Origin of the sequence: Streptomyces sp. SAI-135, from assembly GCF_029893805.1 — a bacterium.
Classification (GTDB): domain Bacteria; phylum Actinomycetota; class Actinomycetes; order Streptomycetales; family Streptomycetaceae; genus Streptomyces.
The window spans coordinates 1,548,698-1,565,257 of sequence record NZ_JARXYP010000002.1 but is presented as its reverse complement, the minus strand read 5'-3'; the positions used below and the strand labels follow the sequence as shown (position 1 = coordinate 1,565,257).

Sequence of the window (16,560 nt, the reverse complement as noted above, 5' to 3'; positions counted from 1 at the left end):
GAGGGGTTCCTCCGCTTCCTGCGGTGTCTACTGAGGGTTGACACCAAGGTAGGAAGTGACCGGCAGGCCCGACAAGCAACAAGAATTGCGTGTCCGCGCAGGAATGCTGCGAATTCTGTCGGCGAAACGCACGCCTGCTGCGTTTATTCGCTACGCCTCCGGCGCGGGCTGGCTCGCCCCCGCCTCGGGGCTCTCCGGGATGAGGTGGGACAGTACCATCACGCTGATCGTCTTCCGGATGAACGGCTCCACGCGGATGCGCTCCAGCACCTCCTCGAAGTGCTCCACGTCCCGCGCCCGCACGTGCAGCAGCGCGTCCGCGCCGCCGGTCACCGTCATCGCCGCGGTGATCTCCGGATGGTTGCGGACCACCTCCGCGAGCCGCCTGGGCGGAGCCGCGCCCTCGCAGTACACCTCGACGTACGCCTCCGTGCGCCAGCCCAGCGCCGACGGCCGCACCGTGGCCGTGAACCCGGTGATCACCCCGGTCTCCCGCAGCCGGTCCACGCGCCGCTTCACCGCCGTGGCGGACAGCCCGATCGCCGAACCGATCTCCGCGAAGGAGGTCCGCGCGTTCGCCATCAGCGCGGTGACGATCTTCCGGTCCAGCTCGTCGAACACGACGGTCCTGCTGCTCATGTCGGCACTGTATCCAGCGGGAGCGCCCACACCTCCGCACGTGTCCCGTCGTACGAATTGCTCCTACACTCCGGGTTCATGCTGCGCGCCCTGGCTGTCGACGACGAACGCCCCTCGCTGGAGGAACTGCTCTACCTCCTGAGCACCGACCCCCGGATCGGCAGCGTGGAGGGGGCCGGCGACGCCACCGAGGCGCTGCGCCGCATCAACCGCGCGCTGGAGTCCGGGCCGCACGGGCCCGAGGCGATCGACGTCGTCTTCCTCGACATCAACATGCCGGGGCTCGACGGCCTCGACCTCGCCCGGCTGCTGACCGGCTTCGCCAAACCGCCGCTCGTCGTGTTCGTCACCGCCCACGAGGACTTCGCCGTCCAGGCCTTCGACCTCAAGGCCGTCGACTACGTCCTCAAACCGGTCCGCAAGGAGCGCCTCGCGGAGGCCGTCCGCCGCGCCGCCGAACGCCTCGACGCCGCGCCCCGCATCCCCGTGCACGAACCCGACCCGGACCACATACCCGTCGAGCTCGGCGGGGTGACCCGCTTCGTCGCCGTCGACGACATCACCCACGTCGAGGCCCAGGGCGACTACGCCCGACTCCACACCGACAAGGGCAGCCACCTCGTCCGGATCCCGCTGTCCACCCTGGAGGAGCGCTGGCGCTCGCGCGGCTTCGTCCGCATCCACCGCCGCCATCTCGTCGCCCTGCGCCACGTCGGCGAACTCCGCCTGGACGCGGGCACCGTGTCCGTCCTGGTCGGCGGCGAGGAACTCCAGGTCAGCCGCCGCCACACGCGGGAGCTGCGGGACCTGCTGATGAGGAGGCCCTGACCGTGCCGCACCAGGATCCCGCCGAGCGCCGGGTCGTCGTCACCGGCCCGCCCCGCCGCGGCCGCCCCGCCTCCGGCTACTACCGGCCGCGCACCGAGATCGACGAGCAGACCACCCTCGGCCACACCTACGTCCGCTCCCTGATGCGCACCCAACTGCGGGCCGCCCTCGCCGTGTTCGCCTTCCTCGGCCTGCTCATCGGACCGCTCCCGCTGCTCTTCGCGGCCATGCCCGACGCCCACCGCCTCGAATGGGGCGTCCTCGGCTTCGGCCTGTACGTCCCGATGGTCCTGCTGGCCCGCTGGTACGTGCGCCGCGCCGAGCGCAACGAACGGGACTTCGTACGGCTGGTCGAGGACCGATGAACTCCAGCTACTCGGTTCCCGCGGTCGCCCTGGTCGTGGTCGCCACCGTCCTCGTCGGCGCCTTCGGCCTGCGCATCTCCCGCACCACCTCCGACTTCTACGTCGCCTCCCGCACCGTCGGTCCCCGCCTGAACGCGGCCGCCATCAGCGGCGAGTACCTCTCCGCCGCCTCCTTCCTCGGCATCGCCGGACTGGTCCTCGTCCAGGGCACCGACATGCTCTGGTACCCGGTCGGCTACACGGCCGGCTATCTCGTCCTGCTCCTGTTCGTCGCCGCCCCGCTGCGCCGCTCCGGCGCCTACACCCTCCCCGACTTCGCCGAGGCACGACTCGCCTCGCAGGCCGTACGGCGGCTCGCGGGCGCCTTCGTGGTCGGCGTGGGCTGGCTCTACCTGCTGCCCCAGCTCCAGGGCGCCGGACTGACGTTGACCGTGCTCACCGGGGCACCCCAGTGGCTCGGCGGAGTCATCGTCGCCGTCGTCGTGGTCGCCACCGTCGCCGCGGGCGGCATGCGCAGCATCACCTTCGTGCAGGCGTTCCAGTACTGGCTCAAGCTCACCGCCCTCCTCGTCCCCGCCCTCTTCCTGATCCTCGCCTGGCAGGGCGACGGCGCCCCCAGCCACGCCTTCGAGGAACCGGCCACCTTCCGCGAACAGCGCGTGGTCCGCGTCGACTCCACCCTCGACCTCGAGCTGGAGAGCCCCCTGACCGTCACCGTCACCGGCACGGTCGACGGCCGCCCGCACGAGGACGACACGCTCCGACTCCCGGCCGGCACCCACCACATCGACAAGGGCACCCGCCTCACCTTCGCCGAGGGCACCACCGTCCCGGCCGCCGACCGCGGCACCAGCGACGGCATGTCGACCTCGCTGGCCGCGGGCCGCGAGGAACGCCCTCTGTACGCCACGTACGGGCTGATCCTCGCCACCTTCCTCGGCACCATGGGCCTGCCGCACGTCGTCGTCCGCTTCTACACCAGCCCGCACGGCGTCGCCGCCCGCCGCACCACGGTCGCCGTCCTCGGCCTGATCGGCTGCTTCTACCTGCTGCCCCCGGTCTACGGCGCCCTCGGCCGCCTGTACGCCCCCGAACTCACCCTCACCGGGGACGCCGACGCCGCCGTCCTGCTGCTCCCGGAGCGCATGATCGGCGGCCTCGGCGGCGACCTGCTGGGCGCGCTGGTGGCGGGCGGTGCCTTCGCCGCCTTCCTCTCCACGGCCTCCGGGCTCACCATGGCGGTCGCGGGCGTGCTCACCCAGGACGTCCTGCCCGCGCGCGGCGTACGGCACTTCCGGCTCGGCACGGTCCTCGCGATGTGCGCCCCGCTCGCCGCGAGCGTCCTGGTCGGCGGACTGCCCGTCGCCGACGCGGTGGGGCTCGCCTTCGCCGTCTCCGCGTCCTCGTTCTGCCCGCTGCTCGTCCTCGGCATCTGGTGGCGGCGGCTGACCCCGCCCGGCGCCGCCGCGGGCATGCTGGTCGGCGGCGGCTCGGCGTTCGTCGCCGTGGCCGCGACCATGGCGGGCCTCCCGGCGACGGGAGCGCTGCACTCCCTGCTCGCCTGGCCCGCGCTCTGGTCGGTGCCGCTCGGCTTCCTCACCATGGTGCTGGTGTCCCTGGCCACCGCGGGCCGGGTACCGGCGGGCACGGCGGCGATCCTGGCCCGCTTCCACCTGCCGGAGGAGCTCAGGGCGGAGGTGAAGGCATGAGCGGCTTCCTGGCCGGGCTGTGCGTGGCGATCCTCCCGCTGCTCGCCGCCGGCTTCTGGCTCGGCCGGCGCACCGCCCGCCCGCAGACCCTGGGCGGCCTCGGCACCCCCGTCGAGCACGCCACCTTCGAGACCCTGCACACCGCTTCCCTGGCCGCGCCCCCGCTGCGGGCCGGCCTGACCGAGGAGACCGCCCGCAAGTCGGCGCGCCGGCTGCGCTCGCTGCTTGGCACGGACGCGCTGTGCCTCACCGACCAGAAGCAGGTCCTGGTCTGGGACGGCGTGGGCGGCCACCACCGCACCGAGATCATGGAACGCCTCGCGGGCCCGCTGGAGACCGGCCGCGGCGAGGCCTTCCCGCTCACCTGCGCCACCCCCGACTGCCCGGTCCGCTGGGCGGTCGTAGCCCCGCTCACCGTCGACGAGCGCGTCCACGGCGCCCTGGTCGCCTGCGCGCCCCGCGAGTCGGCGGTGCTCGTCCGCGCCGCCGGGGAGGTCGCCCGCTGGGTGAGCGTCCAGCTCGAACTGGCCGACCTGGACCAGTCCCGCACCCGGCTGATCGAGGCCGAGATCAAGGCACTGCGGGCCCAGATCTCCCCGCACTTCATCTTCAACTCGCTCGCGGTGATCGCCAGTTTCGTCCGCACCGACCCCGAGCGGGCCCGTGAACTCCTCCTCGAATTCGCCGACTTCACCCGCTACTCGTTCCGCAGACACGGCGACTTCACCACCCTCGCCGACGAACTGCACGCCATCGACCACTACTTGGCGCTGGTGCGGGCACGCTTCGGCGACCGCCTCGCCGTCACCCTCCAGATCGCCCCGGAGGTGCTGCCGGTCGCCCTGCCGTTCCTGTGCCTTCAGCCGCTGGTCGAGAACGCCATCAAGCACGGACTGGAGGGCAAGACCGAGAAGTGCCACCTCCAGATCACCGCCCAGGACGCCGGCGCGGAAGCCCTCGTCGTCATCGAGGACGACGGCGCCGGAATGGACCCGGTCCTGCTCCGCCGCATCCTCGCGGGCGAGGTCAGCCCCTCGGGCGGCATCGGACTGTCCAACGTCGACGACCGGCTGCGCCAGGTGTACGGCGACTCCTACGGCCTCGTCATCGAGACCGCCGTGGGCGCGGGCATGAAGATCACCGCCCGGCTGCCCAAGTACCAGCCGGGCGTGCACTCGGCGGGCCGCCTCACGGGCGGCTGAGTCAGCCGCGGGTGGCCACCATGCCCAGGGTGATCAGGCCCAGCACGACCCAGCCGAACCACAGCCAGCCGTTGCTGCCGAGCGCCACCGTGTAGGCGGTCACCGCGACGAGACCGCCTACGGTGAGCACCCCCATCGTCCGGGTCGAGCCATCCGTGGAACCGGTACCGGCCATCGCGACACCCTCCTCAGGATTCGTCCCCCTCCATGGTGCCCCCGTTCTGCCTGCGGACGGTGCACACGACGAAATGCGTGCCGTTCTTCCAGGGCCCCTCGCTGGTCCAGGAGCCCGCCGTGTACACGGACGGATCGAAGCCGTAGTCGCCCGGCGGCACGTCACGCGCGCACGCCGGGTCCGACTCGGTGCGCGCCTCGGACAGCGTGACGTCGGGGTCCAGCCGGGTGAATCCGAGCACCTGCTCGTCGTAGGTGCCCCGGCAGGAGACCAGCCGGGCGTCCCGGTTGGTGCGCACGTCCAGACAGTCCCGCCGCTGCATGGTCGCCGTGTCCGCGAACGCCGAGCCCGGCGCGCGCCGGCTGCCGATCGGCCCGTACACCGGCCCGTTCCCGCCCAGCACCAGGCACGCGGTACGCCGTCCCGCGGCCCCGAACCCCCCGTCGGTCGGCACGACGGCCTGGCTGCGGACGTCCGCGAGACGGTCCCGGATCTCCCGCGTCCGCTCCTCGCACTGCGCGGCCCCCGTCCGCCGCGCCTCGTCCGCGGAGGCGGCCGCGGCGAACGCCATCACCTGGCCGTCCGGGACGCTGTCGCAGCCGGGGTCCAGCCGCAGCCGGGGCGTCCCCCGGAACCGCTGCGCGCCGGGCCAGTCGGCGATCACGCAGTCGCCGTCGCGCAGGGGGCGGGTGAGCCCCACCGCCTCGCCGTACGGCTGCCGGGCGCCCTGGGTTCCGCCCCCGCCGTCCGAGGAACGGTCGGCCAGGGCGTACCACACCCCGCCCAGGGCCAGCAGCAGCCCCAGTCCGCAGGCGAGGACGGCCCGCAGGGCGTGCGAGCGCTCCCGCCGGTGGCCGCGCTGGGGCGAGAACGCCACGGGGGGCGGCGGCGCCTGCACGGCCGCCCAGGGCGGCTGGGAGCCGAGGTCGGTCTGCGTCCGCACGTACGGCTCGGCCTCGGGCGTCACGATCCGCGACAGCGCGGCCTCCGCCTCCGCCGCCGACAGCCGCTGCCCGGGGTCCTTCGCGAGCAGCGCCCGGAGCACGGGACCCAGCGCACCGGCGCGCACGGCGGGCCGCGGCTCCTCCATGACCACCGCGGTCACCTCGGCGAGATGCGACTCCCGCTCGAAGGGCCCCACGCCCTCCACCGCGTGGTAGAGCGTGCAGCCCAGGGAGAACAGGTCGGCGGCCGGGGTGGGCGTGCCGCCGGTGGCCCTCTCCGGCGCCAGATAGCCCGCCGTGCCCACCAGCACCGACGCCAGCGTGTACCGGGTCTCCCCGGCGTCCGGCTGCACGGAGATGCCGTAGTCGGTGAGCAGGACGCGCCCGCACGGCGACCCGTCGCGGTCCGGCGCCAGCAGGATGTTCGCCGGCTTCACGTCCCGGTGCATCACGCCCCGCCGGTGCCCGGCGGTCAGCGCGTCGAGCACGGCGAGGCCGATACGGGCGCACTCCGCCGGGGCGAGCGGTCCGCGGGTCTCGACCAGGTCGCGCAGGTCCACGGCGTCCGCGACGTACTCCATGACGATCCACGGCAGTCCGTCGTGCTCCAGCACGTCATGCACGGTCACCACGTGCGGGTGGCCGCGCAGTCCCGCCGCGTGCCGGGCCTCGGCGCGGGCCCGCGCCACCCGGGCCTCCCGTTCGTGGCCCGCCTCCGCCGGGTCGCGGAACACGATCTCCTTGAGCGCGACCTCGCAGGCGAGTCTCTGGTCATGGGCGAGCCACACATGGCCCATGCCGCCGCTGCCGAGCGGGTTCAGCAGCAGATACCGGCCGGCGATGACCCGGCCCACTCCCGACGTCGGTGATCCTGAGGACATCCGGTGACTCCCGGTTCTGCGGGACGCTAGGTGGCGACGGTGGTGCTCGGCCCGCCGGTGACGGGCCCGCCGGTGACGGGCCCGCCGGTCGCGGGCGCACTGGTGGCGGGCGCACTGGTGGCGGGCGCGCTCGTGGCAGGGGCGCTGGAGGCGGGCGCGCCGGTCGTCGACGGAGGCGGTGGCGGCGGCGGGGCCGCGCTGCTGGTCTTCGGGGTGGCGGTCGGCGGACCGCTCCCCCTGTCGGGCGAGGACGAGCCCGGCGCCGGCGCACTCGACGACGGCGGCGCCGAGGAGGCACCGGGCCTGCCGCCGGCCGAGGACGGCGGCGCCGAGGACGGCGGCGCCGAGGACGACCCCGGCGACCCGGCCGAGCCCGAGGGCCCCGACGACGACGGCGGCGGCGTACCCGGGGACGACACGTGCGGCCCGGACGGTGGCGGGGGAGCGGTCGTCGGCCCGCTCGCGCCGCCGGAGCCGCCCGTGCCGTCCCCGGCCACGGTCAGCGTCACGTACCGCCCGAACGGCAGCTCGGTCCCCGCGGGCGGATCGATGGCCGTGACCCGCGCGTCCCCCAAGGGCGCCCGCTGACCCGCGTACCCGGCCGCCAGTCCGGCCTCGATCAGTTCCCGGCTCGCCCGGGCGAAGGTCCGCCCGGTGAGGTCCGGCACGGTGCGCCGCTTCTTCGCGTCGAAGGCGGTGTCCTTCTCCCCGGTGGTGCCGACCGGGCGGTTGATGCCTCGGGAGGGTTCCTGGACATCCACGAGAGCGACCCGTTCCAGTTTCCGCGGTGCGGGCTTCACGGCCACCACGGACTCAGGCTCGTATCCCGCCCACTTCTTGTTGCCGTCCTCGAACCGGACGGAAATCCGGCCGGTGTCGCCCTCGAAGGGCCGCAGTGGATTTCCGCACGAGCACTTCACAGCCGGAAGCCCTTGTTCATCGACGAGAATCGCGATTCCCGCCTGGAGCAAGGAGTTGTACGGGACGGCCTTTTCCTTCTTGTAGTCGTGGTTCCTGACAAGCGTGTCGTGACGCAGCAGAACCGGTGTGAGTCGATCCAGATATTCCGGTATGCCGTCCGTGCCGATGTGCAGTACGTCGGCCCACGCCTGTGCTTTTCTGTGATTCCTGGGATCGGTGAGGAATCGTTCGAGTCCGGCGACGTCACAGATGGTCGGCTGCTTGCTGCCGCCGTACAGGCCGGGTGTGTCCCCCTGCTGGAGACTTCCCCGCACGGGCTGCGACCGCACGGTGGCGGCGTCCCTGCCCAGCCCGCTGTTCTCGGCGAAGAACGGTGCGAGCGAGGGCACACCGACGGCGGCGGCCTTGACCACCGTCAGTGGATTTCCTTTCCCGCAGCCGCTCAGCAGCAGCGTCAGCAGCAGCGAGAAAATCACCGGCACGGTGATCCTGTGCATAAACGCGCGAAGTGTCATGACCGCTCCCCCCGGCGGTTCCCCCAACGCGCTTCATGCTACTGAATGCTTCGGAAAGGCGAAGCCTCTCAACGCTCGCGGGTGCTCAAAGAGGCCAGATATGCGTTGTACGCCTCGAGTTCCTTGTCGCCGTCCCGGTCGGCCGCCCGGTCGGTGCGCTTGGCCTGCCGCTGCTCGGATCCGTACCACTGGAACAGCAGTGCGATCAGCACCAGTACGGAGGGAATCTCGCTGAACGCCCAGGCGATACCGCCGGCGTAGTTCTGGTCGGAGAGCGCGTCGATGCCGAGCGAGGCGGGCGGGTTCTTGAACGTCGTCACCATGGGCTCGGACGCCATCATCAGCGCGATGCCGAAGAACGCGTGGAACGGCATCCCGGCGAACAGCTCCAGCATCCGCATCAGATATCCGGGCCGGTGCGGCCCCGGGTCCACGCCGATGATCGGCCAGAAGAAGACGACACCGACGGCGAGGAAGTGGACCATCATCGCGACGTGCCCGGTCTTCGACCCCATCAGGAAGTCGAACAGCGGCGTGAAGTACAGCGCGTACAGGCTCGCGATGAACAGCGGGATGGTGAACGCCGGATGCGTGATGGTCCGCATGTACCGGCTGTGCAGCAGCGCGAGCAGCAGCTCACGGGGCCCCTTGCGCCCCTTGCCCGCGACCGGCAGCGCCCGCAGGGCCAGGGTCACCGGGGCGCCGAGAAGGATCAGGATCGGCGACAGCATGCTGATCACCATGTGCTGCACCATGTGCACGCTGAACATGACCATCCCGTAGTCGTTCAGCCCCGTGCACATCATCAGCCCGATGGTCAGCACACCGGCCACGTAGGAGACGGTCCGCCCCACGGACCACGAGTCCCCCCGCCGTCGCAGCCGCACAACGCCCCACGCGTACAGGCCGAGCGCGAGAAGGCAGGCGACGAGGAAGAAGGGGTCGGCCGACCACTGAAGCCCTCGTCCCAGCGTGAACGGCGGCAGATCGTGCGTCATGCCGTGCCCGCTGTGGTCCATCGCGGTGGCTCCTGATTCGTGGGGGTTGTGCAAGTCTGTCCGCCACACAGACTAGAACCGCCCCCGGTCGCGGCTGCGACCGGGGGCGGATTGCTCAGTGCCGTACGCGCTGATCTAGAGGACGCACTCGGCTTCCTCGTAGCGGTCCGCGGGGACCGTCTTCAGCGTCTCGACCGCCTCTGCCAGCGGCACCATCAGGATGTCGGTGCCGCGCAGCGCGGTCATCTGACCGAACTCCCCGCGGTGCACGGCCTCCACCGCGTGCCATCCGAACCGGGTGGCCAGCACCCGGTCGTACGCGGTCGGCGTACCGCCGCGCTGCACGTGCCCGAGGATGACCGGCCGGGCCTCCTTGCCCAGCCGCTCCTCCAGCTCGATCGACAGCTGGCGGGCGATCCCGGCGAAGCGCTCGTGCCCGTAGATGTCCTTGCCGCCCTCGTCGAAGGCCATGGAGCCCGGTGCCGGCTTGGCGCCCTCCGCCGCCACGACGATCGCGAAGCGCTTGCCCGCCTCGAACCGCTCGCCGACCCGCCGGGCCAGCTCCTCGATGTCGAAGGGACGCTCCGGCACGACGATGGCGTGGGCACCGGCCGCCATGCCGGAGTGCAGCGCTATCCAGCCGGTGTGCCGTCCCATGACCTCGACGACGAGGACCCGCTGGTGGGACTCGGCGGTGGTCTTGAGCCGGTCGAGGGCCTCGGTCGCGACACCGACGGCCGTGTCGAACCCGAAGGTGACGTCCGTGACCGCGATGTCGTTGTCGATCGTCTTCGGCACGCCGACGATCGGCAGACCGGCGTCCGACATCAGCCGGGCCGCCTTGAGCGTGCCCTCGCCGCCGATGGGGATGATCGCGTCGAGCCCGAGCTCCTCGACATGCCCCCTGGCCCGCTCCACGCCGTCGCGCAGATGCGAGGGCTGGACCCGGGAGGAGCCGAGGATCGTGCCGCCGCGGGCCAGGATGCCGCCCACCGCGTCGAGGTCGAGCTTGAGGTAGTCGCACTCCAGGAGGCCCTTCCAGCCGTCCCGGAAACCGATGACCTCGTCGCCGTGGTCGACGACGGCACGGTGCACGACGGACCGGATGACGGCGTTCAGGCCGGGGCAGTCGCCGCCGGACGTGAGGACACCAATGCGCATAGCCGCGAAACCTTTTCAGCGAGTGAACGTGGCATGGGTCCGGACCACTTTGTCCGGCTCGAACCCCGCCACCCTAGCGGCAGGAGGGGGCGGGGCCGAAGCATGCGTCCGCCTGCTGGACGGCCCCGCTCACCTGTGCGGAGCACTCGTCAGACGGGCTGGTGACAGGCGTCTGGAACCGAGGTGAACTCCCTGCTCAGGCGGGCTGCTGCGCGGCGGTGATGCGCTCGTTGCGCAGGGCCTCGTACCAGCGGTCGTCGGTCGGCGGCAGCGCGTTCACGTCGAGCGCCAGCTTGAGCAGCAGGTCGGCGATCAGCGGGTTGCGCGCGAGCACGGGCCCGTGCATGTACGTGCCGAACACCGTGTCGTTGTACGCGCCCTCCGTGCCGTCCCCGGTGCCGTTGCCCTTGCCCAGCTTGACGTTGGCGAAGGGGCGGGCGGTGGGGCCGAGATGGGTGACGCCCTGGTGGTTCTCGAAGCCGGTCAGCGGGGGCAGGCCGAGCCGCGGGTCGATGTCGGCGAGCACGTCACCGACGCAGCGCTCGCCCTCGCCGCGCACCGAGACCACGTCGAGCAGACCGAGGCCCGGCTCGCGCTGGCCGAGGTCGTTGATGAACTCGTGGCCGAGGATCTGGTATCCGGCGCACACCGAGAAGACGATCGCGCCGTTGCCCACGGCCCGGTGCAGACCGCCGTCCCGGCGCAGCCGCTCGGCCGCCAGCCGCTGGGGCCGGTCCTCGCCGCCGCCGATCAGGTAGATGTCGCCGGAGGTCGGGATCGGCTGGTCGCTGCGCACGTCCAGGCGGGCCACGTCGAGGCCGCGCTGGCGGGCCCGGCGCTCGATGACGAGGGCGTTGCCCTGGTCGCCGTAGGTGCTGAGCAGGTCGGGGTAGATCCAGACGATCCGCAGTTGGTTGTCGCTCACAAAAGTCCCCTGAGTCTCAGTTGCCGACGCGGCGGCGCAGGTCCTGGAAGGCGGTGTAGTTCGCGATGACCTCGATACGGCCCGGCGGGCTCATCTGCACGGCCTGGTCGAGGTTGTCGCAGACCTGGAAGTTCTGGTTCGCGACTTCGAGGCGCACCGCGAGGTCCAGCTTCCGGTCGCCGATCACGCAGATCGGGTGGCCGGTCAGGCGCGTGTAGTCGACGTCCCACAGCCAGGAGGTGTCGGTGCCGTCGGCGCCGCGCGCGTTGACGGAGAGGATCACCGGGGTCGGCGGCGGGTCGATCAGGCTGAACGTCTCGAGCCAGCCGGCCGGGTTCTTCGCGAGCAGCAGCCTGAGGTCGCGCTGCTGGAACTGGACGATGTCGTAGCGGCCGGCCACGGCCTGCACCTGGTACATGCGTTCCAGGGCGACCTGCGGCGGCACGCCGAAGACGGCGGCGACGGCCGCCGAGGAGGCGGCGTTGGCCTTGTTGGCGCGGCCCGGCAGCTGGAGGTGGATCGGCCAGGCCGAGCCGTGCGGGTCGAGCACGTGGTCACCGGAGAGCGCCCAGCTCGGGGTGGGACGCCGGAACCCGCACTCGCCGCAGAACCAGTCGTCGCCCGGCCGCTGCATCACGCCGCCGCAGGACGGGCAGGACCAGGCGTCGTCCTTCCACATCTGCCCGGCGGCGACCCAGATGACGTTGGGGGAGGAGGAGGCGGCCCATACGACGAGCGGGTCGTCGGCGTTGGCGACGACGACGGCCTTCGAACCGGCCAGCCCCTCACGCCAGTTCTCGGCGAGCATGCGGGTCTCGGCGGCCCGGTCGAGCTGGTCGCGCGAGAGGTTCAGCAGGGCGATGCACTTGGGGTCGGTGTCCCTGGCCACGCCCGCGAGGTACTTCTCGTCGACCTCGATGACGCCGTACCGGGCGTCCGAGCCGCCGGCGAGCGCCGAGGTGATGCCGGCCGGCATGTTGGCGCCGAGGGCGTTGGAGACGACGGGTCCTGCGGCGCCCAGGGCCTCCGCGATCAGACGGGTCGTGGTGGTCTTTCCGTTGGTCGCCGAGACGAGGACGACGTCCAGGTTCTGGGCGAGCCGGGCAAGCAGGTCGGGGTCGAGCTTGAGGGCCACCCGGCCGCCGATGACCGAACCGCTGCCGCGACCCGCGGCTCGGGATGCCGCCGCGACGGCCTTGCCCGCCGTCACGGCCAGCTTGGCCCGCGGCGAGAGCGGGTCCGAGTTGCCTGTCATCAGTTCTCGATCCTCCTTGCGTACGCGCCGCGACTCTGCCTCCGGCCACGTGGTGTGGACCTCAGCCTATCGAGATCCGTAGGCACTCCCGAATCGCCGTACCCTTGCGGCCATGCGAAACGGCTCCATTCCGGGCACCCGTGGCCGGGTCCGGCCCCTCACCCTGCTCGGCAGCCCCGTGCTGCACGAACCCTGCGGGGAGGTGTCGGACTTCGGCCCGGCACTGGCAACTCTCGTGGAGGACCTGTTCGCGACGATGTACGCGCACGAGGGGGTGGGCCTCGCGGCGAACCAAGTGGGCGTCCCCCTGCGCGTGTTCGTGTACGACTGCCCGGACGACGAGGAGGCCCGCCACCTGGGTCATGTGGTCAACCCCCGCCTGGTGGAGACGGACGGTGTGGTGGTGCGAGGCCCGGAGGGCTGCCTGTCCCTACCGGGTCTGGAGGCGGGGGTGGAACGCCACGATCACGCGGTGGTGGAGGGTTTCACGGCGACGGGCGAGCCCGTGACGATCCACGGCACGGGCTTCTTCGCAAGATGTCTACAACACGAGGCGGACCACTTGCAGGGCAGGACCTACGCGGACCACCTGACGGGCCGGCGCAAGCGCAGGCTCATGCGACAAGTGACCAGATCCTCTTGGCACCGGGTGAGTGATCCCACCTAGGGGCGCGGGGAACTGCGCGACAAGCCCCAACCGGCGCCGCACCCGACATGCGACCGTCAGAACCCCGGACCCCCCACCTTGTCCCCCGCCGCCGCGAGCCGCCCCCACAACAGGTCCGCCATGCTCCGCACCAACTCCGCCCGCGAACACGGCCGTTCCCCCAGCCACCAGTCACCCGCCGCGTACATCATCCCGACGACCCCGTGCCCCCACACCCGCGCCAGCAACTGGCTGCCGGGCCCGAGGTCCAGCCGGTCCTCGATGACCTGCCCCAACTCCTCACCCATCCTGCGCAGCAGGGGCGCGGAATGCTTGCCGACGTCGAACCCCTGGTCCCCGGTCTGGCTCCCCTCGGCGGGATGCATCAGGAACCGGTACACCTGGGGCCGCGCCTCGATCGCCGCGAGATACGTGTCGAGGGTCGCCTCGACCCGCTCGCGCCGGTCCGCGGGAGCGTCCAGCGCCGCCCGCAGCGAGTCCAGCAGGGCGTCGGTGTGCCGCTTGGCGAGAGCGGCGTAGAGTCCCCCCTTGTCACCGAAGTGCCGGTACAGGATCGGCTTCGTGATCCCCGCTTCCGCGGCGATTGCGTTCATCGAGGCCTGCGGCCCGTCGCGCAGCACCACCCTGTCGGCGGCCTCCAGCAGCTCGCGCCGACGGCGGTCGGCCGACCGCTGCTGATCGGTCCGCTGTGTGGTGTCCATGTGCTCTCCCCACCCGTGCTGAATCGGTAACGCCTGCGCAAACTAACACCCGCCGGATGATGGACATCGAACAGGCTGCTGACCGGTCATGGGGAGTTGACTTTTCCTACCCGTGGGTAACAGACTCGGGTTACCGCAAGTAACACGCACGTGCGTCGCCGCTGGAGGGGACATGGCCGAGTTCACCATGGAGCTCAACGACGAACAGAAGGAGGTCCGGGACTGGCTGCACGGCTTCGCCGCCGACGTCATCCGCCCCGCGGCCGCCGAATGGGACGAGCGTGAGGAGACTCCCTGGCCGGTCATCCAGGAGGCCGCGAAGGTAGGCATCTACTCCCTCGACTTCTACGCCCAGCAGTACTTCGACCCCACCGGGCTCGGTATCCCGATGGCGATGGAGGAGCTGTTCTGGGGCGACGCGGGCATCGCCCTGTCGATCGTAGGGACCGGCCTGGCCGCTGTCGGCGTTCTCGCCAACGGAACCGAGGAACAGATCGGCACCTGGATCCCCCAGATGTACGGGGACGCGAACGACGTCAAGGTCGCCGCGTTCTGCTCGTCCGAGCCGGACGCCGGTTCCGACGTGGCCTCCATGCGCACGCGTGCCGTCTACGACGAGGCCAAGGACGAGTGGGTGCTCAACGGCACCAAGACCTGGGCGACCAACGGCGGCATCGCCAACGTCCACGTCGTCGTCGCGGTCGTCGACCCGGAGCTCGGCTCCAAGGGCCACGCCTCCTTCATCGTGCCGCCGAACACGCCGGGCCTGTCCCAGGGCCAGAAGTTCAAGAAGCACGGCATCCGCGCCTCGCACACCGCCGAGGTCGTCCTGGAGAACGTCCGGGTGCCCGGCTCCTGCCTGCTCGGCGGCAAGGAGAAGCTCGACCAGCGCCTCGCCCGGGCCCGCGAGCGTGCGAAGAGCGGCGGCGAGCGGGTCAAGAACGCGGCGATGGCCACGTTCGAGGCGTCGCGCCCCGCCGTGGGCGCCATGGCCGTGGGCACCGCCCGGGCCGCCTACGAGGTCGCCCTCGACTACGCGAAGACGCGTGAGCAGTTCGGCCGGCCGATCATCGACAACCAGGGCGTGGCCTTCCAGCTCGCCGACATGCGCACCTCCATCGACGCGGCCCGTCTCCTGGTCTGGCGTGCCTCCTGGATGGCGATCAACGGCAAGCAGTTCACCGCCGCCGAGGGCTCGATGTCGAAGCTGTTCGCCAGCGAGACGGCGAAGAAGGTCACGGCGCAGGCCGTACAGATCCTGGGCGGCAACGGCTACACCCGGGAGTACCCGGTGGAGCGGATGCACCGGGACGCGGCGATCTACACGATCTTCGAGGGCACGAGCGAGATCCAGCGGCTGGTGATCGCGCGGACGCTCTCCGGGATGTCCATCCGGTAGCGGCAGCGGCTCCGGAGGCAGCGGAAGCCCTCCGGAGCCGTCACCACGTCACCGGGAGCGCCTCGGGGCCGCGGACCGCCCTGCCCTTCCTGAAGGGCACCTTGTCCGGCGGGACTGCCAGCCGCAGACCCGGCACCCGCTCCAGCAGCGCCTCGACCAGCAGCTCGCACTGCAACCGGGCCAGCAGCCCGGCCGGACAGGCGTGCGGGCCGGCACCGAACGCCACGTGCGGGAGGGGGCCGCGGGAGAAGTCGATCGTCTCCGGGTACGGGAAGACGTCGGGGTCCCGGTTCGCGGACAGGTACGACACGTAGATCGCGTCGCCCGCCCGGATCCGTACGCCGCCGACCCCCACGTCCTCCAGGGCGATCCGCGACAGGCCGACCGCGTTGCGGTGCGGGATGTAGCGCAGCAGCTCGTCGACGGCCCGCGGGCGGATCTCCGGCTCGGCGCGCAGCCGTTCGGCCAGGTCGGGGGCGGGTCAGCAGCAGGTAGAACATCTGGCCGCTGTTGTGCGTGACCGCCTCAGAGCCGATCTGGAGCTGCACCGCCAGTCCCACGGCCTCGTCGAGCGCCACCTCGCCGCGGCCCAGGGCGGCTCCCAGCAGCGAGGCCACGTCCTCGCCGGTGCCGCCCTCCCTCAGGCCGATGAGGTCGGCGAAGTAGGCGCCCATCTCGTTCCTGGCCCGCTCGCCGACCCGCGCCCCGTGCGACAGGGACACGATCAGCTCGGTCCAGGTGTGCATGCCGTGCCGGTCGGCGGCCGGGACGCCCATCAGCTCGCAGACCACGGCGCTGGGGAAGGGGCTGAGCACCGCCGCGGTGAGGTCGGCGGGCGGGCCGTCCTGGAGCAGCTCGTCGATCAGCTCGTCGAGCATCGGGCGGCACCGCTCCCGCACCCGTTCCACACAGTGCGCGGTGAAGGCGGCGGCCACCGCGTGGCGCAGCCGGGTGTGGTCGGGCGGGTCGAGGAAGGCGACCGCGCCGGCCGCCCCGGAGCGGTGCGGCACGAAGTGCGGGGTGAACCGGGTGACCGGCTGCTCCAGCACGGCCTGGCGGCTGAACCGCGGATCGTCGGCCACCGCCCGTACGTCCTCGTACCGGGTGACCAGCCATGCCCAGCCCTCGCCGTGGGGGAGCCGGATGCGGGTCAGGGGACCCTCGCGCATCAGCTCGGTCAGCACCGGGTCGAAGTCGACGCCCTTCAGGTCGAGCGCCGGCCAGTGCCGGACCGGGGGCAGGATCTCGGTGATCGTCTCGTCGCTCATCCCGCAC

General features: G+C 71.8%; 15 protein-coding genes and 1 pseudogene. 6 read left to right on the top strand and 10 right to left on the bottom strand.

The features are described from left to right. Nucleotides 1-150 precede the first annotated feature (150 nt). The gene (locus M2163_RS11440; protein WP_280852886.1) at nucleotides 151-639 is read right to left on the bottom strand and encodes an Lrp/AsnC family transcriptional regulator; all 489 of its coding nucleotides are present in this window, start codon (nucleotides 637-639) and stop codon (nucleotides 151-153) included. 78 nt (nucleotides 640-717) lie between these two features. On the opposite strand from M2163_RS11440, the gene M2163_RS11435 reads away from it, so the two are divergent. Genes M2163_RS11435 through M2163_RS11420 form a run of 4 tightly spaced genes read left to right on the top strand, consistent with a single transcriptional unit; the run spans nucleotide 718 to nucleotide 4,743 of the window. Then, nucleotides 718-1,467 (top strand): LytTR family DNA-binding domain-containing protein, encoded by a 750-nt coding sequence (locus tag M2163_RS11435; RefSeq protein ID WP_280852887.1) that lies wholly within the window; start codon nucleotides 718-720, stop codon nucleotides 1,465-1,467. A gap of 2 nt (nucleotides 1,468-1,469) precedes the next feature. Further along, on the top strand, nucleotides 1,470-1,832 hold the full coding sequence (locus M2163_RS11430; protein ID WP_280852888.1) for a hypothetical protein: 363 nt from the start codon (nucleotides 1,470-1,472) through the stop codon (nucleotides 1,830-1,832). Next, nucleotides 1,829-3,541 (top strand): cation acetate symporter, encoded by a 1,713-nt coding sequence (locus M2163_RS11425; RefSeq protein ID WP_280852889.1) that lies wholly within the window; start codon nucleotides 1,829-1,831, stop codon nucleotides 3,539-3,541. Before M2163_RS11430 ends, M2163_RS11425 begins: the two co-directional genes overlap by 4 nt. Continuing rightward, a complete protein-coding gene (locus M2163_RS11420; protein WP_280852890.1) occupies nucleotides 3,538-4,743 on the top strand; it encodes a histidine kinase in 1,206 nt (401 codons plus the stop codon). The genes M2163_RS11425 and M2163_RS11420 overlap by 4 nt, the downstream gene beginning before the upstream one ends. A 1-nt stretch (nucleotide 4,744) precedes the next feature. On the opposite strand, the gene M2163_RS11415 is transcribed toward M2163_RS11420, so the two are convergent. The 7 genes from M2163_RS11415 to M2163_RS11385 all read right to left on the bottom strand — a co-directional run bounded on the left by M2163_RS11415 (nucleotide 4,745) and on the right by M2163_RS11385 (nucleotide 12,518). After that, nucleotides 4,745-4,918: a hypothetical protein gene (locus tag M2163_RS11415; protein ID WP_280852891.1), complete on the bottom strand. Its 174-nt coding sequence runs from the start codon at nucleotides 4,916-4,918 to the stop codon at nucleotides 4,745-4,747. A 13-nt stretch (nucleotides 4,919-4,931) separates the two neighbouring features. Next, entirely contained in the window at nucleotides 4,932-6,743 is a 1,812-nt protein-coding gene (locus tag M2163_RS11410; RefSeq protein WP_280893905.1) for a serine/threonine-protein kinase, read from the bottom strand. 26 nt (nucleotides 6,744-6,769) lie between these two features. Further along, nucleotides 6,770-8,179, bottom strand: coding sequence for a PASTA domain-containing protein (locus tag M2163_RS11405; RefSeq protein ID WP_280893904.1), 1,410 nt, complete (start codon nucleotides 8,177-8,179; stop codon nucleotides 6,770-6,772). A 68-nt stretch (nucleotides 8,180-8,247) separates the two neighbouring features. Continuing rightward, complete coding sequence (locus M2163_RS11400) at nucleotides 8,248-9,198, bottom strand: cytochrome c oxidase assembly protein (RefSeq protein WP_280852894.1); 951 nt, start codon at nucleotides 9,196-9,198, stop codon at nucleotides 8,248-8,250. 114 nt (nucleotides 9,199-9,312) lie between these two features. Continuing rightward, entirely contained in the window at nucleotides 9,313-10,338 is a 1,026-nt protein-coding gene (locus tag M2163_RS11395; RefSeq protein WP_280852895.1) for a 6-phosphofructokinase, read from the bottom strand. A 196-nt stretch (nucleotides 10,339-10,534) separates the two neighbouring features. Further along, complete coding sequence (locus M2163_RS11390) at nucleotides 10,535-11,263, bottom strand: glutamine amidotransferase (protein ID WP_007380395.1); 729 nt, start codon at nucleotides 11,261-11,263, stop codon at nucleotides 10,535-10,537. 16 nt (nucleotides 11,264-11,279) lie between these two features. Further along, on the bottom strand, nucleotides 11,280-12,518 hold the full coding sequence (locus M2163_RS11385) for a MurT ligase domain-containing protein (protein ID WP_053851915.1): 1,239 nt from the start codon (nucleotides 12,516-12,518) through the stop codon (nucleotides 11,280-11,282). A gap of 112 nt (nucleotides 12,519-12,630) precedes the next feature. Between M2163_RS11385 and def the strand changes: the two genes are divergently transcribed. Beyond that, nucleotides 12,631-13,185 (top strand): peptide deformylase, encoded by a 555-nt coding sequence (def, locus tag M2163_RS11380; RefSeq protein ID WP_280893903.1) that lies wholly within the window; start codon nucleotides 12,631-12,633, stop codon nucleotides 13,183-13,185. A gap of 56 nt (nucleotides 13,186-13,241) precedes the next feature. On the opposite strand, the gene M2163_RS11375 is transcribed toward def, so the two are convergent. Beyond that, nucleotides 13,242-13,886: a TetR family transcriptional regulator gene (locus M2163_RS11375; RefSeq protein WP_280893902.1), complete on the bottom strand. Its 645-nt coding sequence runs from the start codon at nucleotides 13,884-13,886 to the stop codon at nucleotides 13,242-13,244. A gap of 172 nt (nucleotides 13,887-14,058) precedes the next feature. Between M2163_RS11375 and M2163_RS11370 the strand changes: the two genes are divergently transcribed. After that, nucleotides 14,059-15,285 carry an acyl-CoA dehydrogenase family protein gene (locus tag M2163_RS11370; protein WP_280893901.1) on the top strand — a complete coding sequence of 409 codons (1,227 nt, stop codon included), beginning with the start codon at nucleotides 14,059-14,061 and terminating at the stop codon, nucleotides 15,283-15,285. 40 nt (nucleotides 15,286-15,325) lie between these two features. Here the strand turns inward: M2163_RS11370 and M2163_RS11365 are convergent. Beyond that, nucleotides 15,326-16,553 (bottom strand): annotated as a pseudogene (locus M2163_RS11365) (cytochrome P450). Nucleotides 16,554-16,560: the final 7 nt, after the last annotated feature.